This is a genomic window from Psychrobacillus sp. FSL W7-1493 (genome assembly GCF_038004905.1).
In the GTDB taxonomy this organism is placed as follows: domain Bacteria; phylum Bacillota; class Bacilli; order Bacillales_A; family Planococcaceae; genus Psychrobacillus.
Map to the genome: position 1 here is coordinate 1679057 of NZ_JBBOSB010000001.1, position 19525 is coordinate 1698581.

Sequence of the window (19525 nt, forward strand, 5' to 3'; positions counted from 1 at the left end):
TTATGAGAATAATGGGTTTAGATGTCGGTTCTCGCACCGTGGGCATTGCAATAAGTGATGCCCTCGGTTGGACAGCCCAGGGAATTGAAACGATTAAAATTAACGAAGATGCACAAGAATTTGGGATGGAACGAATTGATGAATTGGTAAAACAACATCAAGTGAGTGAGTTCGTTGTAGGTTTTCCTAAAAACATGAATAATTCTATCGGACCGCGTGCAGAAGCTTCGGAACAATTCGCCAAGCTGTTAACTGATAAATATAACTTTCCAGTAACATTATGGGATGAAAGATTGACAACTATGGCTGCAGAACGTATGTTAATAGATGCGGATGTTAGTCGTAAAAAACGCAAGCTAGTTATTGACAAAATGGCTGCTGTAATGATTTTACAAGGATATCTTGATAGAAAAAACAGATGAGGTGACCACAAATGGACCACGGACAAGAAAATATCACAATCGTTGATGACAACGGAAATGAACAGCTTTGTAACGTATTATTTACATTTGAATCAGATGAATTCGGTAAATCTTATGTACTTTACTACCCAATCGGTGCTGAAGAAGATGAGAACGAAGAAATAGAAATTCATGCTTCTTCTTTCACTCCAAATGAAAACGGAGAAGATGGAGATTTACATCCAATCGAGACAGATGCTGAATGGGATATGATCGAAGAAATGTTAAACACATTTTTAGATGAAACAGAAGAAGACGAAGACTAATTCAAATCTAAAAAGGGTGGACTGAGTATTCTCATTCCATCCTTTTTCTTTTTGTGAAGCATCATGTATAATAAGGGAGAATAAAGGGGGAAAGCCCGTGGAAAACAAATCAAAAAAAGAGATAATGTTTGATCAGATGAAAAACAAAAAAAAAGAAGTAAAACTTGTTAGAAAAATAGTAATGATAATTGCATTAGTTCTCTTGGTCGTTATTGCTATAGCTGGATTCACTGGTTATAACTATGTAAAAGGTGCTCTTTCACCAATGGATCCTGACTCTACTGAGAAAGTGACTGTTGAAATTCCAATTGGCTCAGGTATCGATAGCATATCTTCGACTCTTGAAAAAAATGGAATAATTAAAAATGCAAAGATTTTCAAATACTATGTTAAGTTTAATAACCAATCTGATTTTCAAGCAGGTACATATGCATTGTCTAAGGATATGACTTTAGATGAAATTATCGAAAGTCTCAAAACTGGAAAAATTTATAGGGAACCACTACTAACCTTAACCATTCCAGAGGGATTGACTCTAGAGCAAATTGGAGATGTAGTGGAAAAGAAGACTGGAAATTCTTCTAAGGAATTCTTTGAGCTAGTTACTAACGCAGAATTTGTTGATCGAATGATGAGTAAGTATCCTACATTGTTAACAGAAGAAATTAAAGGGGAAAATATCCGCTACGCATTAGAGGGTTATTTATATCCATCGACATATCCATTTTACGAGGAAAATCCTACAAATGAAGAAATAGCAGAATTGTTATTGGCCCAAACGGACAAAGCATTGGCTCCTTATTATGAGCTGCTACAAGCAGAAGAAAAGTCGGTACATTGGCTGTTAACTTTTGCTTCCTTACTAGAAGAAGAGGCAACTGCTCAAACAGATCGTGAAAAGATAGCTAGCGTCTTTTATAACCGTATTGAAATCGATATGCCTTTACAAACCGATCCAACTGTACTATATGCCTTAGGTAGCCATAAGGAACGAGTATTATTTGAGGATTTAGAATATGATAATCCATATAACACGTATAAAAACAAAGGATTACCACCAGGTCCGATTGCAAATGCAGGGAAAATGTCCATAGAGGCAACATTAGATCCAGAAAAGACAGAATACTTCTATTTCCTAGCTGATAAAGAAGGAAAAAATCATTTTTCAAAGACATATGATGAACATCTTCAAAAAATAGACGAACATTTAAAATAATAAGCATGCAGGAGAAGGAAGGTTATCGCTTTCCTTCTCCTGCTATGTTATTATAAGATGGGTTTTTTACGTATCAGGTTATATTTGTCTGTTGATTATCCTTACACTTAGGAGTAGAATTTCGGGAAGCAGAGGTATCTCCAGTTTACATAACGAAATAACCTTGCATCTAAAAGGAGTTAAGCTATGAACATCAGTGAAGATTTTATGAAAAATCTAATTAAGCCGAGAGAACCTATCTTTGTTGAAATGGAGAGCTATGCAAAAGAAAACCATGTACCAATTATGCAATTGTCTGGAATGGAAGTATTGCTACAGTTACTCTCTTTACAGAAGCCAACCTCTATTTTAGAACTTGGAACAGCAATCGGTTATTCTTCTATGCGCATGGCCGACAAACTAGATGCTTCTATTGTCACAGTAGAGCGTGATGAGCAAAAAGCAATGCTAGCTAAGAAATATATTAACCGAGCCAACTTGGAGGAACGCATCAGAGTCATTATTGGAGACGCCTTAGAGTTAGATGAGGAAGCTTTGAATTATCAAAGATTTGATGCTATTTTTATTGATGCTGCAAAAGGACAATATAAAAAATTCTTTGAAAAGTACGCACCTTTGTTAAACGATAGGGGCGTTATTTACTGTGATAATATATTGTTAAACGGTCTCTCCGAGCTTCCAATAGAAGAGGTGCCGAGAAGGAAAAGAACCATGGTGCGAAACCAGCATCAGTTTATGGAATGGTTAATGCAGCATCCAGACTATGACACAGCATTCTTTTCTGTTGGAGACGGAATGCTAGTAAGTATAAAGAGGTGACAAGCATGAAAAAAGCAGAATTACTAGTGACACCTAAAAATGTAGAGCACATACGAGAGCTTCTACAGGCGGGTGCAGATGCTTTTTTAGTAGGCGAACAGTATTTTGGGTTAAGGCTAGCAGGAGAATTTACACTAGATGATATTCAAGCAGCGACAAAGCTAGTAAAAGAACATAATAAAAAAATATACGTTGCCATGAACGGCATTTTTCACAATGACAAAGTAGATGAACTTGGCCCTTATTTGCAGAAAATACAAGAAATCGGTGTAGATGCAATTGTATTTGGTGACCCGGCAGTAATTATTGCAAGGAGAGAGGCGGGAGTTACAATACCTCTTCATTGGAATACCGAACAAACAGCTACTAATTTCTTTACAGCAAACTATTGGGGAAAACGTGGTTCTACAAGAGCTGTTTTAGCTCGTGAGCTTAGCTTAGAAGAAGTGATAGATATAAAGGAAAATGCAAAAGTCGAAATAGAGGCGCAGGTGCACGGAATGACGTGTATGTTCCAGTCAAAGCGATCTTTAATCGGCAACTATTTTCTTTTTCAAGATAAAGCAATGGAAGTGGAAAATCGCTCTCAAAATAGAAATATGTTTTTACATGATAAAGAGCGATCGAATAAGTACCCTATCTTCGAAGATCAAAATGGAACCCATATTTTTAGTCCCAATGATATTTGTATGATTGATGAGTTAGATGAGTTTTTAGATGCAGGAGTGGATAGCTTGAAAATTGATGGCATTCTCCATGAAACGTCATATGTAACGGAAGTCACTAGCTACTATCGTCAGGCAATTGACGCGTACTATGAATCACGATCAGCTTATAAAGAGATTAAAAAGGAACTATTTAAGAAAATTGAAGCTATTCAACCTCCACTTAGACCCTTGGATACCGGATTCTATTTTAAAGAAACAGTATACTAATTGCGTAGCTCTTAGCTGAAATTATTTTCGGTTCAGAAAGGACAGAATTCATGTGATAAACACGAAAATAGATGAAATAAGTGAATTAGTCGACGGCAAACGTGTCATTACGAAAAAGCCTGAGTTATTGGCTCCGGCCGGTAGTCTAGAAAAATTGAAAATTGCTGTCCATTATGGTGCAGATGCAGTATTTATAGGTGGTAGAGAGTTTGGCTTACGTTCAAACGCAGGTAATTTCTCCATTGATGAAATGCGTGAGGGTGTCGAGTTTGCCAATCGATACGGAGCAAAAATTTATGTTACAACTAATATCTTTGCTCATAACGAAAATATGGACGGGCTAGAGGATTATTTAAAGTCAATAGAGGCTGCAGGAGTAACTGGAATTATTGTTGCAGATCCTTTAATTATAGAAACCTGTAGGGAGGCAGCTCCTAAGTTAGAAATTCATCTAAGTACTCAACAATCCCTTTCTAACTGGAAAGCAGTCCAATATTGGAAGGAAGAAGGCTTACACCGAGTTGTTTTAGCTCGAGAAACAAGCGGTGAAGAAATAAAGCTAATGAAAGAAAAAGTGGATATAGAGATTGAGACATTTATCCATGGAGCTATGTGTATAGCATATAGCGGTAGATGTACACTCTCTAATCATATGACTGCTCGTGATTCCAACAGAGGCGGCTGCTGTCAATCATGTCGTTGGGACTACGATCTCTACGAAGCAAGCTCTAATGGAGAAGAGAAAGCATTATTTGAAGAGGAAGATACTCCTTTTGCTATGAGTCCAAAAGATTTGAAGCTAGTTGAATCTATTCCTAAAATGATTGAAATGGGAATTGATTCACTAAAAGTAGAAGGCCGTATGAAATCTATTCACTATATAGCTACAGTTATTAGTGTATATCGTAAAGTCATCGATGCTTACTGTGCGGACACAGAAAACTTTGTTATGAAGCAGGAATGGTTGGAAGAGCTTGAAAAGTGTGCAAACCGAGAAGCAGATACAGCATTCTTTGAGGGTGAGCCTGGTGTTGAACAACAAATGTATGGCGTTCATGACAAAAAACTTGGATATGACTTTGTTGGGCTAGTTCTAGACTATAACGATGAAACACAAGTAGTAACATTACAGCAGAGAAACTACTTCAAGCCAGGAGATGAAGTGGAATTCTTTGGACCCGAAATCGACAACGTTCGATTAGTAATTGGTGAACTTAAAAATGAAAAGGGAAAAGTTCTAGATGCAGCAAGACATCCCTTAGAAATAGTTCAATTTACATGTCCGACTAAATTATATCCAAACAACATGATGAGAAAGGGGTTAAACTAATGGCTAAACGTACTCCGCTTATCATAGGTATCACTGGTGGTTCCGGTTCAGGAAAGACCAGCGTTACCCAAGCAATTAGTGAAGTTTTTAAAGACCATTCAGTAGTAGTTATTGAACAAGATTATTATTATAAAGACCAAAGCCATTTAGCTTTTGAAGAAAGATTGAATACAAATTACGATCATCCCTTTGCTTTTGACAATGACCTACTTATTCAGCATGTAAATGATTTGCTGAACGACAAAGCAATTGAAAAACCAATTTATGATTACGCACAGCACACGCGTTCAAGCGAGACAGTCCTGATCCAACCAAAGGATGTAATTATTTTAGAAGGTATACTAGTGCTAGAGGACGAGCGTTTAAGAAACCTCATGGATATTAAATTATTTGTAGATACAGACTCAGATTTACGTATTATTCGAAGAATTTTACGTGATATTCATGAGAGGGGCCGTACGGTAGAATCTGTAGTAGAGCAATATTTAACAGTCGTTCGCCCGATGCATAATCAGTTTATAGAGCCTACTAAAAGATATGCAGATGTAATTATTCCTGAAGGCGGTCAAAATGAGGTAGCAATCGATTTAATGGTTACAAAAATAAAAACTATTCTTGAAACTAATGCTATTGTATAATATGATGATGAAAGATTTACAAATATTTCATTAAATTCATATCATTTTAACTCGAAGCATATGAATAGGAAATATATGTTTATAAAGAGGGATTTTAAAGGAGTGTATGGAAGTGTCAACTGAGAAACAATTTCCGATGACTGTAGCAGGTAAACGTAAACTAGAAGAAGAATTAGAAGTATTAAAAACTGTAAAACGTAAAGAAGTCGTAGAACGTATCAAAATAGCTCGTAGCTTCGGTGATTTATCGGAGAATTCGGAGTATGATTCTGCTAAGGAAGACCAAGCTTTTGTTGAAGGAAGAATCTCTACAATTGAATCCATGATTCGAAATGCTGTGATTATCGAAGAGGAAGATAATAATGATGTTGTCTCTTTAGGTAAAACAGTAACATTTGTTGAAATTCCAGATGGAGATGAAGAAAGCTACACAATCGTTGGGTCTGCTGAAGCTGATCCTTTAGAAGGTCTTATCTCAAACGATTCTCCTATTGCTAAAGGCTTACTTGGAAAAACAACAGGAGATAAAGTGAAAATCCTTACTCCAGGCGGAGAAATGGATGTAGAAATTATTTCTATTTCATAAAAAACATTATATTTTAAAAATGAGGAGTAGACATTTATATGTTTACTCCTCATTTTAAATTTCAGGAAAATGAATTTTAGAGACAAAAGTCTCTTTGTATATGTAGAGGCAGGTGTAGGAGGAAGTCGAGACTCTTTCTTTTTGTTCACATTAATTCAACTTTAGTAGCTTACATGATTTTCTAAGAATAGAGTAGAATTGATCTCCGCTTTCGGCGGACGCTTTCCGCGGGGGGAGCGATAAGCCATCACCCATCGCTATCGCGCGTGGTTGTGATGTCTTATCTGTCTCCCTCCTCCCGCTGGAGTCGCCGCCTGTCGCTTCAATCAATATAGATAAATTAGCGATTAACTAGAAAATGTTATTAATAAGATGCAACTAACAGAGTCCATTTCATAAATGAAAACCACACAAATGAACCATGCCTTTTAGAGATTTTCTAAGAATGAAGTAGAATTGATCTCCGCTCTAGTCGGACGCTTTCCGCGGGGGGAGCGATAAGCGATCTCCCGTCGCTTATTGATATCTATAATGGATTTTGTTTTCTCCTCTTTAAAATTCTTCAACATATAATTTTTGGAATAAAAATGAGACTTGCTAAAAGGATTTTTATGTATTAAATTAGTTAGCACCTAATGTTATGAAACTTAGTGTCTATATTCACGTCTAATATTAATAGTTCTCTATCTTTAAAAGGAGGAAGAGTATGTCAGAGCAAAATCAAAGAATTAATTCACGCTTAAACAAAAATAATCGTAAGAAAAAAACAAATACAATATTGAATGTCCTAATTGGAGTAGTTCTTCTGTTAATCATTATAGTTGTTGTTAATTTAGTGACAGGTGATAAAGAGGAAAAAGATATTGCCCAAGACCCAAAGGAAACTGAATCCGTTTCAGAGAGTAGTGAAGTCGAAGAAGAGGAATCAGAAGACATTGAATTGACTACTGAGGAAATAGCCGAAGAGGACGAACAAAACGAAACAGCCACTGAAAACAATGATTCGACCACAGAGTCAGGCTCATCTTCTGACGGCTCAAATGAAATTACAGAAGAATCCGATGATCCAAATGTTGAGGCTGTGGTAGTAGACCCTTCATGGGAACCAATAGGGACAGCTCAAGTAGGAGAACATGTCTCGAGTTATACGAAGGATACAGTAGATTGGGAAGAGAAGGTTGACGCATTAGCTTACGCGGCAAACTTAGACCCTTCTAATATGATTGTCCAATTTCTGGGTAATGGTGGAAGTCCACAAAAATCTATAGGAACCGTTACATCTAAAGATGGAAAAGAAATTTATCGCATATCTTTAGAATGGGTCGATGGTCAAGGGTGGAAGCCAACCAAAAAAGAAAAGCTGTTATCAGCAAAATAAATATACAATGTGGGAGCGGTACTTGACTAAAGTGCCGCTCTCCTTTACTTTAAAAGAAGTACTTTTAGAGAGGGGTTTTTAATAATGAAGATTGCTGTAATTGGAGCAATGGAAGAAGAAGTAGAATTATTAAGAAATGCGGTTGAAAATGCAAAGACTATAGAAATTGCAAATAGTGAGTTTACAACTGGTACATATAAAAGCCATGAAATAATCCTGTTGAAAAGTGGAATTGGTAAAGTTAATGCAGCCATGTCTACTGCTATTCTTTTAAATGAGTATAAGCCAGATTATGTCATTAATACAGGATCTGCTGGCGGATATGATCCTCAGCTAGAAGTAGGAGCAATTGTCATTTCAGATGAAGTTCGACATCATGACGTAGATGTAACTGCATTTGGATATGAGATGGGACAGGTTCCTCAAATGCCACCTGCATTTAAATCGGACGAGCGTTTAATGAAGCTTGCAGAAGATGCGGTAAATGAAATCGGTGAGCATCAGGCCTCAACAGGCTTAATTGCTACTGGTGATACCTTTATGCATAATCCAGAACGAGTAGAACTAGTTCGGAGTTATTTTCCTTCTATGAAAGCTTGTGAAATGGAAGCTGCTGCCGTCGCGCAGGTTTGTCATCAATTTTCAGTGCCATTTGTAGTTATTCGGGCTCTTTCCGATATAGCAGGAAAAGAATCCTCGATTAGCTTTGATGAGTTTCTGCCAGTTGCAGCTAAGCATTCCACACAAATAGTGCTTCGTGTAATTGAAAACATTTAGTTGTCATTAATTGGACAAACTATAGCATAGAATGCATGTAATTAGTATTTCCTATATGTGCTATGATGAAAGTATTAAAAGCTTTCCACAATAGTCTAGGGGGAGATCAAATGGTTTTTATCATGGCTATGTCTGTTTTGGTTACAGCTGTATTAGCATTTGTAATGATTGCCGAAACAAGTGAAGATTAATTTTCTCTAGCTCTCTTGGTGTTTGATCCATCAAGAGAGTTTTTTTCATGGATGTAATACTGATAGAGCTTTACAAGCGCACGCTTTTCAATACGAGAAACATAGCTTCTTGAAATTTTTAATTGCTTAGAAATTTCTTTTTGAGTCATTGGCTCATGGCCTAATAGTCCATATCTACGAACGATGATATCTAGCTCTCGTTTCTCCAGTTGGGATAGGTGTTTATATAAACGATTGGTATCTTCTTCTTCCACTAGCTGTTCGTCCGAGCTTTTATCCAGTCCTTGTAGTAAATCGGTGATTTCTAAAGAATGTCCATCTTTATCCATTCCAATAGGCTCATGTAAAGAAATATCCTTTTGAACTTTTTTTAATGAACGCAAATACATAAGAATTTCATTTTCAATACAGCGAGCAGCATATGTTGCTAATTTTGTTTTCTTGGTAGGTGTATAGCTATTAACAGCTTTCATCAGCCCAATTGTCCCTATTGATATATAGTCATCTAAAAGCTCATGCTTCGGATGAAATTTCTTAACTACGTGTGCAACAAGCCGCATATTACGTTCGATTAGTTCATCTCTTGCTGTGAGGTCTCCATCTAGAAAACGTTGAATCATTACTTGTTCTTCCTCCGGAGAAAGGGGCTGATGGAACGCCTGCCCTTTTAAATAACCAAGCACAAGTGGCAAATCGATGACCATGTTTATAAATGCGGTTAGAAGACCGGAAATTATGTTCACCTCCATCTAGTTATACTTTCAATATATGTGGAATTACGACAAAATATGAAAAAAACGACTGCATTTGCAGTCGCCTTTTAAGAAATATATAATTGCTTAAAGCATATCAGACCTTTTTTAAAGTAAAGGTACTAATCATTAATAATGCAAGAATAATAAATAAAAACATGTACGTAACTGGCGGAACAAAATTAATAGCGAAGTATGATAATGTTAAAATTACTCCGGCAACCGTAATTGGTAGTCCTGTAAAAAATCCATTTGACTCAGAAATATTAAAGCGGGCTAATCTAAATGCGCCACAAGCTATATATATAACAGTAATAATCATTCCTGCAATACTAAATTCCTGTAAAACTAAGGAGTACATTAAAAGAGCAGGTGCAATTCCGAATGATATAATATCACTCATCGAATCTAATTGTTTACCAAGCTCTGACTCTAAGTTGAATCTTCTGGCAACCATGCCATCAAAACGATCTAACAAGCCTGCTATAAATATAAATAACACGCTAAACGTGTAGTATTCATTTACTGTAGCCATAATTGCTGCTCCACCGAATGCTAAATTACCAATTGTTATCATATTAGCAGCCTGCGTTTTTAGTTTTTTTATTGTTTGAGTCATAGCATTTTGTAAATACATTGCAAATCACTCCTTTACAAATAACATATTTGTTCATTATACTTCGAGTAAACAAAAATTGTAAGTAAATTTTTATAGGGAGACTAAGAAATGAAAGAAAAAATATATCAATCTATGATTGAGCTGACCAATGGTAGGTGGTCATCATCTTTAATCAAAGGCTTTGCTCAGTCTAATCTCAGTAAGAAAATAATACCTGCCTATATGAAACATTTTAATATAGATCCTTCTGAAATGCCATGTCATCTCCATGAATTTTCTACATTGCACGATTTTTTTGTTCGCCCATTAAAACAAAATAGTAGAAATATAGACCCTGCTGCCAACGGAATTATAAGTCCAGTAGATGCGACTATTGAAACTTTCGGGGATATAACGTATGATGGAATTTTTCATGTAAAAGGAAAACCATACACGCTTTATGATATGCTCGGCTCCGACAAAATAGGTAAAGAATATGAAAAAGGTAAATTTATCATTTTATATTTAAGCCCGGCGGAATATCACCGAATCCATTCCCCAATTGATGGTAAGGTTACTCGACAGTATGTACTAGGAAAAAAATCCTATCCAGTGAACAAATGGGGTCTAGCTTATGGTAAAGAAACAATTAGTGGCAACTATCGGCTATTAACAGAGCTTTTGATGCCTAATGATAAGCGTTGTTTTCACATTAAAGTGGGGGCAATGTTCGTCAATTCCATTGAACTTACTAATAGGGAGTTAGAATGGAAAAAGGGAGAAGAGGTAGGTTACTTTTCTTTCGGTTCAACAGTAGTTTTGTTATTTGAAGAAGACAGTATAGAGTTTTCAAGAGAAATAACTCCTGGAAAGTTTATTCGAATGGGTGAGAGAGTCGCAAATATGCTATAATCGTTAAAGAAAAAGTGTCGAAGTGGAGTGTTTGTCTTTGTATTCAAATTTTATACCAAGTGAATTTGTTAGAAGTGTCTTTCATATAACACCGGAAATGTTAAAGGAAAAAGGCGTAAAGGCAATTATTACAGATTTGGATAATACATTAGTTGAATGGGATCGACCAGATGCAACCCCTAAGCTAATAGAATGGTTCACTAATATGAAAGAAGCAGGTATTCAAGTAACCATTGTATCCAATAACAATGAATTACGTGTTAAGTCATTTGCAGATCCATTAGGGATTCCTTTTATATATAAAGCAAAAAAGCCTTTAGGAAAGGCTTTTCGTCATGCTCTAAGTATAATGTCCGTTAAAAAAGAGGAAGTTGTAGTTATTGGTGATCAGCTATTAACGGATGTCTTTGGCGGAAATAGACAAAAGCTCCATACCATTTTAGTGATACCTGTCGCAAAATCAGATGGTTTCGTGACGAAGTTCAATCGTATGGTGGAGAGAAGAATTTTTAGTTACTTGGACAAAAAAGGACAAGTTACATGGGAGGAAGAAGCGTGACAGAAGCACCAAAATGTATAGGTTGTGGAACAGTAATCCAAACCGAGGTAGTTGGAGATCCAGGATATGCTCCTGTTTCTTCGTTAGAAAAAGAGGATATTATTTGCCAACGTTGTTTTCGTTTAAAAAATTACAATGAGTTGCAGCCGGTATCTTTAACCGACGATGATTTCTTAAAAATCTTAAATGGTTTAGGAACAAAAAAAGGACTAATAGTGAAGATTGTAGATATTTTTGATTTTAACGGAAGCTGGCTACCTGGCCTACACCGATTTGTTGGTAACAATCCAATACTATTAGTAGCAAACAAAGCAGATTTACTGCCTAAATCCGTAAAGAAAAACAAAGTAATCAATTGGATGAAGCAAGAAGCAAAAAAACTAGGCTTATCACCAATTGATGTTCTATTTGTCAGTGCACATAAAGGTACTGGTATGCCAGAAGCTATGGAAGCCATAGAGCATTATCGTAAAGGTGAAAATGTTTACGTAGTAGGCTGTACCAATGTTGGTAAATCTACATTTATAAACAGGATTATTAAACAGGCTACCGGAGTAGAAGCAGTTATCACTACTTCTCATTTTCCTGGGACAACCTTAGACATGATTGAGATACCTTTAGACGATAAAAAAGCTCTATATGATACTCCAGGAATCATTAATCATCATCAAATGGCCCATTTCTTAGATCCATCGGAGCTGAAATATATCACACCTAAAAAAGAAGTGAAGCCAAAGGTTTTCCAACTAAATAGTGAGCAAACCCTCTATCTTGGAGGACTTTCCCGATTTGATTTTATAAAGGGCGAACGATCTGCCTTTACTTGTCATATAGCAAACGATATTCCAATTCATCGTACGAAGCTTGAGAATGCTGATACTTTATGGCAAGAGCATCGCGGTCAATTGTTGTCACCACCTTCTGAGAAATTTATAGACCTATTACCACCTTTAGTAAGACATGAATTTAAGATAAAAGATGATAAAACGGATATCGTATTTTCAGGACTTGGTTGGATAACTGTGCAAAAAGGCGGAGTTGTGATAGCAGCCCATGCTCCTGCTGGTGTAGAGGTTTCTATTCGTCCATCTCTTATTTAGGGGGAAGTAAGTTTGAAGAAATGGTTTGCAGTCATAGGTAATCCAATTGCCCATTCTTTATCACCTTATATGCATGATGCTTGGCTACAGGAGCAAAATATCAATGCAAGCTACATTCCTATTCATGTGAAGGAAGGGAAGCTAAAGGACGCTATCGAAGGTTTAAAGCTTCTAGGGTGTAGTGGATGGAATGTAACGGTACCATATAAAGAAGCCATCATTCCTTTTTTGGACCGCCTGGATGAATCAGCTGCCAAAATTGGAGCTGTAAATACAGTCGTCAAAACAGATGAAGGGGAATTCGTGGGCTATAATACGGATGGATTAGGATTTATCCGTTCGCTTGGAGAAACCGACCAATCCAATAAAATATTGATGCTCGGGGCAGGCGGGGCAGCTAGAGGAATTATATTTGCCTTTAAGCAGCTGGGATATAAAAATCTATCAGTTGCAAATCGTACATTAGAAAATGCAAAAAAACTTGTAGATGAGCTTCAATTTGGTCAAGCAATTACATACCTAGAGGCAGAGGAACAATTACAATCGTTTGATGTGGTTGTTCAAACAACTCCTCTTGGTATGAAAAGTAATAGTAAAGAGCTTCCTATTCAACTCAAAGGTATTAAAGAGTATACAATTGTTGCGGATATTGTATATAATCCTTTAGTTACCCCTTTTTTAGAGGAAGCAGAAAAGTACAATGTTCGAACAATTAACGGTTTAGGTATGCTTGTACATCAAGGTGCCTTAGCTTTTTCATATTGGAACGGAAGTTATCCGAATACAGATGATATGATTCAACGATTGACAGAGCAATTAGGAGGATAATATGTTAACAGGTAAACAAAAAAGATTTTTACGTAGTCAAGCTCACCATCTATCACCAATATTTCAAGTAGGTAAAGGTGGAGTAAATGATGCAATGACTAAGCAAATTAGCGAAGCATTGGAAGTACGTGAATTGATCAAAATCAGTATTTTACAAAACTGTGAGGATGAAAAGCACGAGGTGGCAGAAGCACTTGCAAAAGGCACTAGAGCAGAGCTTGTCCAGTTAATCGGTTTAACGGTTGTTTTGTACAAGCAGTCTAAAAACAACAAACGAATTGAGCTTCCAAAAGTGAATCGTGCATGACAAAAAAAGTAGGGATATTGGGGGGGACTTTTAACCCTCCACATATTGGCCACTTAATCATTGCAAATGAAGTGTTTCATGCACTTCATTTAGATGAAGTAAGACTGATGCCGAATGCTATTCCTCCACATAAATCAAAGGATACAAGAGTGACTTCTGAACAGCGATTAGAAATGCTAAAGCTTGCTATTGAACAGGTGCCATATATGGCTATTGAAACGATTGAGCTTATTCGAGGGGGAACCTCATATACTGTTGACACGATGCAAATATTAACAGAGCAAGAAGCAGACACCGAGTTTTATTTCATCATTGGCGGAGACCAGGTAGAGTATTTATCTAAATGGCACCGTATTGACGATCTATTAAAATTAGTGCGTTTGGTTGGTGTTGCAAGACCAAATACCTCTATCGTTTCTGCATATCCTATTATTACCTTAGATATTCCCCAGATCGATATTTCTTCTACTGTCATACGGGAACGACTGAAGAATGGAGAAACAACAAAATTTCTAATTCCTGCTCAGGTTAGAGAATACATTCAAAAGGAGAATCTGTATGAAATTTGAATCTATGCTTCTTCAAATGAAAGACAGAATGCCGGAGCGCCGTTTTATCCATACGAGAGGTGTAGCCGAGACAGCTACACAGCTTGCAGCTAAATACGGTGAGGATATAGAAAAAGCTGAAATTGCTGGCATATTACATGACAGTGTAAAATATGCAGAAAAGTCCTGGCTGAAAGAAATAATTATCTCAGAGCAAATGGACCCGATGCTTTTAAATTTTCATCATGAATTATGGCATGCTCCTGTGGGAAGCTATGTAGCAAGGCAGGAGTTTAATATTGAAGACGCGGATATTCTTAATGCTATTCAGTATCATACGACGGGCCGGGCAGGGATGTCTAACTTAGAAAAAATCGTCTATATTGCAGATATGATTGAACCTAGTAGAAGTTTCCCTGGAGTAGAAGTATTAAGGGAAATTGCAAATCAAGATTTAGAAGAAGGGATGCTTAGTTGCGTCCAGCACAGCATGACATTTTTGATCAAAAAAAGACAGCCGGTTTTTCCGGATTCATTTCATTGTTATAATGACTTGATACAAAAGAGAGGAAAAGTGAAAGAATGACTTCAAACAAATCATTAGTAGAAATAGCTTATAAAGCGGCAGACGACAAAAGAGCGGAGGATATTGTAATTTTAAATATGCAAGGCGTATCTTTACTTGCGGATTACTTTCTAATTTGTCACGCTAACTCAGATCGTCAAGTTCAAGCGATTGCAAAGGAACTGTTTGAACAAGCAGATAAAGCTGGATTCAATGTAAAACGTATGGAAGGCTTCGATGAGGCTCGTTGGATATTAGTTGATATGGGAGACGTGGTAGCACACGTATTCCATAAAGATGAGCGCTCTTATTATAACCTAGAACGTCTATGGGGCGATGCTCCAATGATTGAAGTAGGACATGACGCATAATGTCTACTTACGACCAGTTCGCCTTCATCTACGATTCGTTGATGTCAGATATACCATATGATAAATATGCAGAATGGGTGCTGGCTAAAGCACCTATTTTGAAAAATAAACGTTTAATGGACATAGGCTGTGGCACAGGTGTACTAAGTGTCAGCTTTGCAAAAGCTGGGTATGAAGTGATCGGCATTGATTTATCTGAGTCAATGCTGACAGTTGCCCAAAATAGAAGCACCGAGCAGAATACAGATATAACGTTTGTGTGCCAGTCTATGACCGATATAGATGGTGTTTCCGATGTAGACGTTGCAGTGATAGCGATAGATTCATTAAACTATCTGGAAACTTTAGAAGAGGTAGAACAAACCTTTCTACAGGTCTATTCTACATTGAATGAAGAAGGTCAGTTATTCTTTGACATTCATTCGGAATATAAAATGAATCATATATTTCCTGATGGACCATTTACATATGAAGATGAGCAGGTAGCTTATATATGGAACACGGAGCAAGGAGAAGAAGAACATTCTATTTACCACGATATTACTTTCTTCGTCCGTGATGCGGCATCAGGCTATTACGAAAGATTTGAGGAATCCCATTACCAAAGAAGTTTTCCTCTTGAAGTTTATATAAAACTTCTAGAGCGTGTAGGATTTTCGCAAGTTTATACGGAAACGAATATTTTTGACGAACAGCCCACCGATGAAATTGAAAGATATTTTATACGTGCAGTGAAATAACTCTTTTCAAGAAGAGGTAAATTTGGTATATTTTGTACATCTCCATATCATTTACCTCTTTAAGAAAAGAGGCTGATGCATGATCCCCAAGATTAAACCTAGTAAGCTTAAAAAGCTGATACTCCCTATTGGAGTATTAACTCTCCTAGTGTTTCTATTTCTTCAAAAGCAATTTTTTTCAGCTGTCCCCTCGGCTGAACCAATACAACCCTCCCTTTTAGACGATACAAACTTACAAGAAACTGTAGAAACAATAAACATTGAAGAAGATAACTCCATATTTATAGAAGTTAAAGGAGCTGTCCAAAATCCAGGAGTCTATGAACTCGAAAATGGTGATCGGGTGTTAACTGCTATAGAACTAGCGGGTGGGTATTTGCCTGAAGGTGATAGTAAAACAATTAATCATGCTCAAAAAGTAGAAGATGAGATGATAATTTATGTCCCTTTAGTTGGTGAAGAGGTTGTAACCCCTGCTAATTCCGCTACCAGTTCATCAAAAGATCAGCTGATTAACATTAATAAAGCAGATATACAAGGCTTGACCTCTTTACCTGGAATAGGTCCGGCAAAAGCTGAAGCTATTATTTCTTATAGAGAGGAAAATGGTGGTTTTAAATCTGTTCAGGATTTAATGGAGGTTACTGGAATCGGTCAAAAGACTTTTGAAAAGCTTGAAACTTATATCACTGTTAAATAATAGACTTGATTGAAGTTTATCCATGAAAGATTTAAACTAAAAGAAGTATTATTTAGGGGGTATTTAATATGGAGAGAATTACATGGGATCAATTTTTCATGGCACAAAGCCACTTATTAGCACTAAGAAGCACATGTACACGTTTAGCAGTTGGAGCTACCATTGTAAGGGATAGAAGAATCATGGCTGGAGGATATAATGGGTCCATATCGGGTGGGGAGCATTGTATCGATGATGGATGTTATGTAGTTGATAACCATTGTGTTAGAACTGTGCACGCTGAGATGAATGCACTTTTACAATGTGCAAAATATGGTATTACAGTCGGTGGAGCAGACTTATATGTGACCCATTTCCCATGCTTACCTTGTACGAAATCAATCATTCAAGCTGGTATTGCAAGATTGTACTATGCGCAAGACTATAAAAATAATTCCTATGCAATAGAATTACTGAACAAAGCAGGCGTAGAGACCATTCACGTGCCCTTTGACGAGCGTAAGATTGATTTCCTTAGTGACGAGAAGGTAACCCTTTATATGGAGCTTATAACGAAGCTAAGGGACAAGGGAGCAAGTGAGGAGGAACTTCTGCCTTATGAGAGGAAGGTGGCAGAATTATTCGGTTTGGAGGAATCCAAGGTAATGTAATATATGTAGCCTTGTCCATTTTACTTGCTACTCTAGCAGCATTTGAATCGACAAGGCTACTAATCTTGTTCGTACTATTATTCTGTTGGTTTATTTATAGGCAAATTTCGTTAATGTTAACTATTACTATTATTTCTATAGGCTTCTTTACTTTTTTTTATGTAGATCATATAAATCCAGAAAAGGTCGAACATAACGACGTAAAAACGATTACTTGGACGGATAACTATCGTATTAACGGAAGATTTATAAGAGGCTTTGCTACTTCAGATACAAACCAAAAGTGGTATGTTCAGCTAAAAATATTAAACGAAGACGATAAAGACTACTTTTCTAATAACTCTTTAACTGGTATGGAGCTACAAGTTAATGTGGATAAGGCTATAGGAAAACCAGCTTCTCATAAATATGCTTTTGACATAGAAAAGTATATAAAGAGTCATGGGGCTATTGGTCAAATAGACGTTGAAGAATATAACATGTTAACTTTGAAGACTGGATTTAGTACTTATATGGCTAAACAACGCTTCAAACTAAAGCAGCATATTCAACTTACTTTTCCAGCAAGCCTCCAAGCCGAAGCAGAAGCTTTACTAATAGGGAGCAGAGAAAGTATGCCTCTAGAACTTCAGGATGCATATCTCACCCTAGGTATCACTCACTTATTTGCAATCTCTGGCTTACATGTGGCATTAGTAGTTATGTTGCTCTATGAAGTAATGGTACGTCTAGGTGTGAGAAGAGAAACCGCAAATTGGCTTCTAATTTTAGCATTACCCTTATACGGATTTATTGCTGGAGGAGCTCCCTCGGTGTGGAGAGCTGTTTCTGTAACAGAAATTTTGTTGATCAGTAGTCTAATAAAAAATAAGTTAATCATTTCAGATGCATTTTCTTTAAGTTTCATTTTATTTTTGTTTTACTCTCCTTGGGTTGTTTATCAAACAGGCTTTCAATTATCCTACTTAGCTGCCTTTTCACTTATATTTTCCTCAAGCTTGTTAAGATTAAGCAAAAATCCTTTAGCTCAGTCCTTTCTTATTACAGCTATTTGTCAGCTGATGGTATACCCTCTCTTAATCTATCAATTTTATGAGATTTCTCTTTCTTCTTTTTTAGCCAACCTTTTGTTTGTTCCTCTATTTTCATTTGTTATACTACCAATTAATATTTTTATGCTCCCGTTGACTTTTCTTTCTCCCATAATCAGCAATATTATCTTTCGAATCTATGAGCCACTACGAATTTGGCTAGATGATTTCATCATTTTTTTAGGTGCATTGCCATTTCAAATGTGGAATCCTGGACAGCCTGAGCTTTGGTTAGTCGTGATGGCTTATATAAGTATTTTTACTTTTTTCATTTTAGTAGAGAACAAATCTAAGGTTTCTCTATCACTCTGCATTCTTTTTGTACCAATCGTTATACTCCATTTATCTCCCTATTTTGATACTAAGACTAGAATAACTTATTTAAACGTAGGGCAAGGGGACTCTATTCTTATCGAAATGCCGAAAAGGGAGAAGGTTATTTTAATTGATGCTGGTGGTTTATTAAGATTTGATCAGGAAGAATGGATGGAAAACAAAAATATGTATGAGGTTGGTAGACAAGTCGTCGTCCCTTTTTTAAAAGGGAGAGGTATCAGTAAAATTGACGTAATGATTTTATCTCACGCCGATGCAGACCATATGGAGGGAGCAGAGGAAATTCTTCAAGAGATAAAAGTTGAGGAAGTACATATTACTCCAGGTTCTTATGAGGAAGATGCTATGACAGATTTAAGAGAAGAAATTAATAAGCAAAGAATCTCAGTTTTTGAGAAAGGGGCGGGAGAAGTGATTGAGTCGTCCTATTATCAGCTTATTTATTTATATCCAAAGGATGTAAACTATGAAGGGAATGATGATTCTTTAGTGCTTTCTATGGAAAATGCATATTTTAAAGGGTTGTTTATAGGAGATTTAGAGAGCAAAGGAGAGCAAGTGTTAGCTACAGAGTATTCCAAGCAGATTGAGGGACAAACCATACTTAAGCTTGGCCACCATGGAAGTAAAACTTCTAGTACGCAGCTTTTTTTGGAGAGAGCTAATCCTAAATTTGCCATAGTTTCTGCCGGGTTGAATAACCGTTATGGACATCCGCACCCTGAAGTTGTAGAGCGTCTTAACAAATTGGACATACCCTATTTTCAAACAGGGAAGGATGGGTCTATTGAGGTTATAATAACGAAAAAAGGGGAAGTAACTATTTTTCCACATTAGAATAGAGAAAAGGGTCTTGTCTATATACTAGACA

General features: G+C 36.6%; 25 protein-coding genes. 23 read left to right on the plus strand and 2 right to left on the minus strand.

Annotated features, from left to right (window positions below; all coding sequences use genetic code 11):
- Positions 1-2 precede the first annotated feature (2 nt).
- The 11 genes from ruvX (at position 3) to MKX96_RS08500 (ending at position 8597) form a co-directional block, all read left to right on the plus strand.
- Positions 3-422 (plus strand): Holliday junction resolvase RuvX, encoded by a 420-nt coding sequence (ruvX, locus tag MKX96_RS08450; RefSeq protein WP_169358024.1) that lies wholly within the window; start codon positions 3-5, stop codon positions 420-422.
- 11 nt (positions 423-433) lie between these two features.
- Positions 434-727, plus strand: coding sequence for a DUF1292 domain-containing protein (locus tag MKX96_RS08455; RefSeq protein WP_251555603.1), 294 nt, complete (start codon positions 434-436; stop codon positions 725-727).
- A gap of 97 nt (positions 728-824) precedes the next feature.
- Positions 825-1943 carry an endolytic transglycosylase MltG gene (gene mltG, locus MKX96_RS08460; RefSeq protein WP_340883190.1) on the plus strand — a complete coding sequence of 373 codons (1119 nt, stop codon included), beginning with the start codon at positions 825-827 and terminating at the stop codon, positions 1941-1943.
- Positions 1944-2129: 186 nt separating this feature from the next.
- Positions 2130-2762, plus strand: a complete 633-nt coding sequence (locus MKX96_RS08465; RefSeq protein ID WP_340883191.1) for an O-methyltransferase — start codon at positions 2130-2132, stop codon at positions 2760-2762.
- 5 nt (positions 2763-2767) lie between these two features.
- Positions 2768-3697: a peptidase U32 family protein gene (locus MKX96_RS08470; protein WP_340883192.1), complete on the plus strand. Its 930-nt coding sequence runs from the start codon at positions 2768-2770 to the stop codon at positions 3695-3697.
- A 55-nt stretch (positions 3698-3752) separates the two neighbouring features.
- Positions 3753-5027, plus strand: coding sequence for a peptidase U32 family protein (locus tag MKX96_RS08475; protein ID WP_340885930.1), 1275 nt, complete (start codon positions 3753-3755; stop codon positions 5025-5027).
- Entirely contained in the window at positions 5027-5665 is a 639-nt protein-coding gene (udk, locus tag MKX96_RS08480) for a uridine kinase (protein ID WP_251555599.1), read from the plus strand. The genes MKX96_RS08475 and udk overlap by 1 nt, the downstream gene beginning before the upstream one ends.
- A gap of 112 nt (positions 5666-5777) precedes the next feature.
- Positions 5778-6251: a transcription elongation factor GreA gene (greA, locus tag MKX96_RS08485; protein ID WP_251555598.1), complete on the plus strand. Its 474-nt coding sequence runs from the start codon at positions 5778-5780 to the stop codon at positions 6249-6251.
- A 706-nt stretch (positions 6252-6957) separates the two neighbouring features.
- Positions 6958-7629 carry a YrrS family protein gene (locus MKX96_RS08490; protein ID WP_340883193.1) on the plus strand — a complete coding sequence of 224 codons (672 nt, stop codon included), beginning with the start codon at positions 6958-6960 and terminating at the stop codon, positions 7627-7629.
- An 84-nt stretch (positions 7630-7713) separates the two neighbouring features.
- Positions 7714-8406, plus strand: a complete 693-nt coding sequence (gene mtnN / locus MKX96_RS08495) for a 5'-methylthioadenosine/S-adenosylhomocysteine nucleosidase (RefSeq protein WP_169358031.1) — start codon at positions 7714-7716, stop codon at positions 8404-8406.
- Positions 8407-8468: 62 nt separating this feature from the next.
- Positions 8469-8597: a hypothetical protein gene (locus MKX96_RS08500; protein WP_340883194.1), complete on the plus strand. Its 129-nt coding sequence runs from the start codon at positions 8469-8471 to the stop codon at positions 8595-8597.
- Here the strand turns inward: MKX96_RS08500 and sigK are convergent.
- Together sigK and pssA are read right to left on the minus strand one after the other, a co-directional pair.
- On the minus strand, positions 8594-9331 hold the full coding sequence (gene sigK / locus MKX96_RS08505; RefSeq protein WP_169358308.1) for an RNA polymerase sporulation sigma factor SigK: 738 nt from the start codon (positions 9329-9331) through the stop codon (positions 8594-8596). The two genes, MKX96_RS08500 and sigK, sit on opposite strands and share 4 nt — an antisense overlap.
- Before the next feature lie 115 nt (positions 9332-9446).
- Positions 9447-9986 (minus strand): CDP-diacylglycerol--serine O-phosphatidyltransferase, encoded by a 540-nt coding sequence (pssA, locus tag MKX96_RS08510; protein WP_169358032.1) that lies wholly within the window; start codon positions 9984-9986, stop codon positions 9447-9449.
- Positions 9987-10076: 90 nt separating this feature from the next.
- On the opposite strand from pssA, the gene MKX96_RS08515 reads away from it, so the two are divergent.
- The 12 genes from MKX96_RS08515 (at position 10077) to MKX96_RS08570 (ending at position 19491) form a co-directional block, all read left to right on the plus strand.
- Positions 10077-10859, plus strand: a complete 783-nt coding sequence (locus MKX96_RS08515) for a phosphatidylserine decarboxylase (protein ID WP_340883195.1) — start codon at positions 10077-10079, stop codon at positions 10857-10859.
- A gap of 37 nt (positions 10860-10896) precedes the next feature.
- Complete coding sequence (locus MKX96_RS08520; RefSeq protein ID WP_169358034.1) at positions 10897-11418, plus strand: YqeG family HAD IIIA-type phosphatase; 522 nt, start codon at positions 10897-10899, stop codon at positions 11416-11418.
- Entirely contained in the window at positions 11415-12518 is a 1104-nt protein-coding gene (yqeH, locus tag MKX96_RS08525; protein WP_298470404.1) for a ribosome biogenesis GTPase YqeH, read from the plus strand. The genes MKX96_RS08520 and yqeH overlap by 4 nt, the downstream gene beginning before the upstream one ends.
- Positions 12519-12530: 12 nt before the next feature.
- Complete coding sequence (gene aroE, locus MKX96_RS08530) at positions 12531-13346, plus strand: shikimate dehydrogenase (RefSeq protein ID WP_340883196.1); 816 nt, start codon at positions 12531-12533, stop codon at positions 13344-13346.
- Position 13347: 1 nt separating this feature from the next.
- Complete coding sequence (gene yhbY, locus MKX96_RS08535; protein WP_169358037.1) at positions 13348-13653, plus strand: ribosome assembly RNA-binding protein YhbY; 306 nt, start codon at positions 13348-13350, stop codon at positions 13651-13653.
- Complete coding sequence (locus tag MKX96_RS08540) at positions 13650-14222, plus strand: nicotinate-nucleotide adenylyltransferase (RefSeq protein WP_340883197.1); 573 nt, start codon at positions 13650-13652, stop codon at positions 14220-14222. Before yhbY ends, MKX96_RS08540 begins: the two co-directional genes overlap by 4 nt.
- Complete coding sequence (gene yqeK, locus MKX96_RS08545; protein WP_169358039.1) at positions 14212-14787, plus strand: bis(5'-nucleosyl)-tetraphosphatase (symmetrical) YqeK; 576 nt, start codon at positions 14212-14214, stop codon at positions 14785-14787. The genes MKX96_RS08540 and yqeK overlap by 11 nt, the downstream gene beginning before the upstream one ends.
- On the plus strand, positions 14784-15137 hold the full coding sequence (rsfS, locus tag MKX96_RS08550; protein ID WP_169358040.1) for a ribosome silencing factor: 354 nt from the start codon (positions 14784-14786) through the stop codon (positions 15135-15137). Before yqeK ends, rsfS begins: the two co-directional genes overlap by 4 nt.
- The gene (locus tag MKX96_RS08555; RefSeq protein WP_298470412.1) at positions 15137-15877 is read left to right on the plus strand and encodes a class I SAM-dependent DNA methyltransferase; all 741 of its coding nucleotides are present in this window, start codon (positions 15137-15139) and stop codon (positions 15875-15877) included. Before rsfS ends, MKX96_RS08555 begins: the two co-directional genes overlap by 1 nt.
- 79 nt (positions 15878-15956) lie before the next feature.
- Positions 15957-16577, plus strand: a complete 621-nt coding sequence (locus MKX96_RS08560) for a helix-hairpin-helix domain-containing protein (RefSeq protein WP_340883198.1) — start codon at positions 15957-15959, stop codon at positions 16575-16577.
- A 68-nt stretch (positions 16578-16645) separates the two neighbouring features.
- The gene (locus MKX96_RS08565; RefSeq protein ID WP_169358043.1) at positions 16646-17227 is read left to right on the plus strand and encodes a ComE operon protein 2; all 582 of its coding nucleotides are present in this window, start codon (positions 16646-16648) and stop codon (positions 17225-17227) included.
- A gap of 113 nt (positions 17228-17340) precedes the next feature.
- Positions 17341-19491, plus strand: coding sequence for a DNA internalization-related competence protein ComEC/Rec2 (locus MKX96_RS08570; protein ID WP_340883199.1), 2151 nt, complete (start codon positions 17341-17343; stop codon positions 19489-19491).
- Positions 19492-19525: the final 34 nt, after the last annotated feature.

Coding starts and splice junctions, on each gene's coding strand:
- ruvX (WP_169358024.1), top strand. CDS start 3: ATGAGAATAATGGGTTTAGATGTCGGTTCTCGCACCGTGGGCATTGCA.
- MKX96_RS08455 (WP_251555603.1), top strand. CDS start 434: ATGGACCACGGACAAGAAAATATCACAATCGTTGATGACAACGGAAAT.
- MKX96_RS08465 (WP_340883191.1), top strand. CDS start 2,130: ATGAACATCAGTGAAGATTTTATGAAAAATCTAATTAAGCCGAGAGAA.
- MKX96_RS08470 (WP_340883192.1), top strand. CDS start 2,768: ATGAAAAAAGCAGAATTACTAGTGACACCTAAAAATGTAGAGCACATA.
- udk (WP_251555599.1), top strand. CDS start 5,027: ATGGCTAAACGTACTCCGCTTATCATAGGTATCACTGGTGGTTCCGGT.
- MKX96_RS08490 (WP_340883193.1), top strand. CDS start 6,958: ATGTCAGAGCAAAATCAAAGAATTAATTCACGCTTAAACAAAAATAAT.
- mtnN (WP_169358031.1), top strand. CDS start 7,714: ATGAAGATTGCTGTAATTGGAGCAATGGAAGAAGAAGTAGAATTATTA.
- MKX96_RS08500 (WP_340883194.1), top strand. CDS start 8,469: ATGATGAAAGTATTAAAAGCTTTCCACAATAGTCTAGGGGGAGATCAA.
- pssA (WP_169358032.1), bottom strand. CDS start 9,986: ATGTATTTACAAAATGCTATGACTCAAACAATAAAAAAACTAAAAACG.
- MKX96_RS08515 (WP_340883195.1), top strand. CDS start 10,077: ATGAAAGAAAAAATATATCAATCTATGATTGAGCTGACCAATGGTAGG.
- yhbY (WP_169358037.1), top strand. CDS start 13,348: ATGTTAACAGGTAAACAAAAAAGATTTTTACGTAGTCAAGCTCACCAT.
- MKX96_RS08540 (WP_340883197.1), top strand. CDS start 13,650: ATGACAAAAAAAGTAGGGATATTGGGGGGGACTTTTAACCCTCCACAT.
- yqeK (WP_169358039.1), top strand. CDS start 14,212: ATGAAATTTGAATCTATGCTTCTTCAAATGAAAGACAGAATGCCGGAG.
- rsfS (WP_169358040.1), top strand. CDS start 14,784: ATGACTTCAAACAAATCATTAGTAGAAATAGCTTATAAAGCGGCAGAC.
- MKX96_RS08555 (WP_298470412.1), top strand. CDS start 15,137: ATGTCTACTTACGACCAGTTCGCCTTCATCTACGATTCGTTGATGTCA.
- MKX96_RS08560 (WP_340883198.1), top strand. CDS start 15,957: ATGATCCCCAAGATTAAACCTAGTAAGCTTAAAAAGCTGATACTCCCT.
- MKX96_RS08565 (WP_169358043.1), top strand. CDS start 16,646: ATGGAGAGAATTACATGGGATCAATTTTTCATGGCACAAAGCCACTTA.
- MKX96_RS08570 (WP_340883199.1), top strand. CDS start 17,341: ATGTTAACTATTACTATTATTTCTATAGGCTTCTTTACTTTTTTTTAT.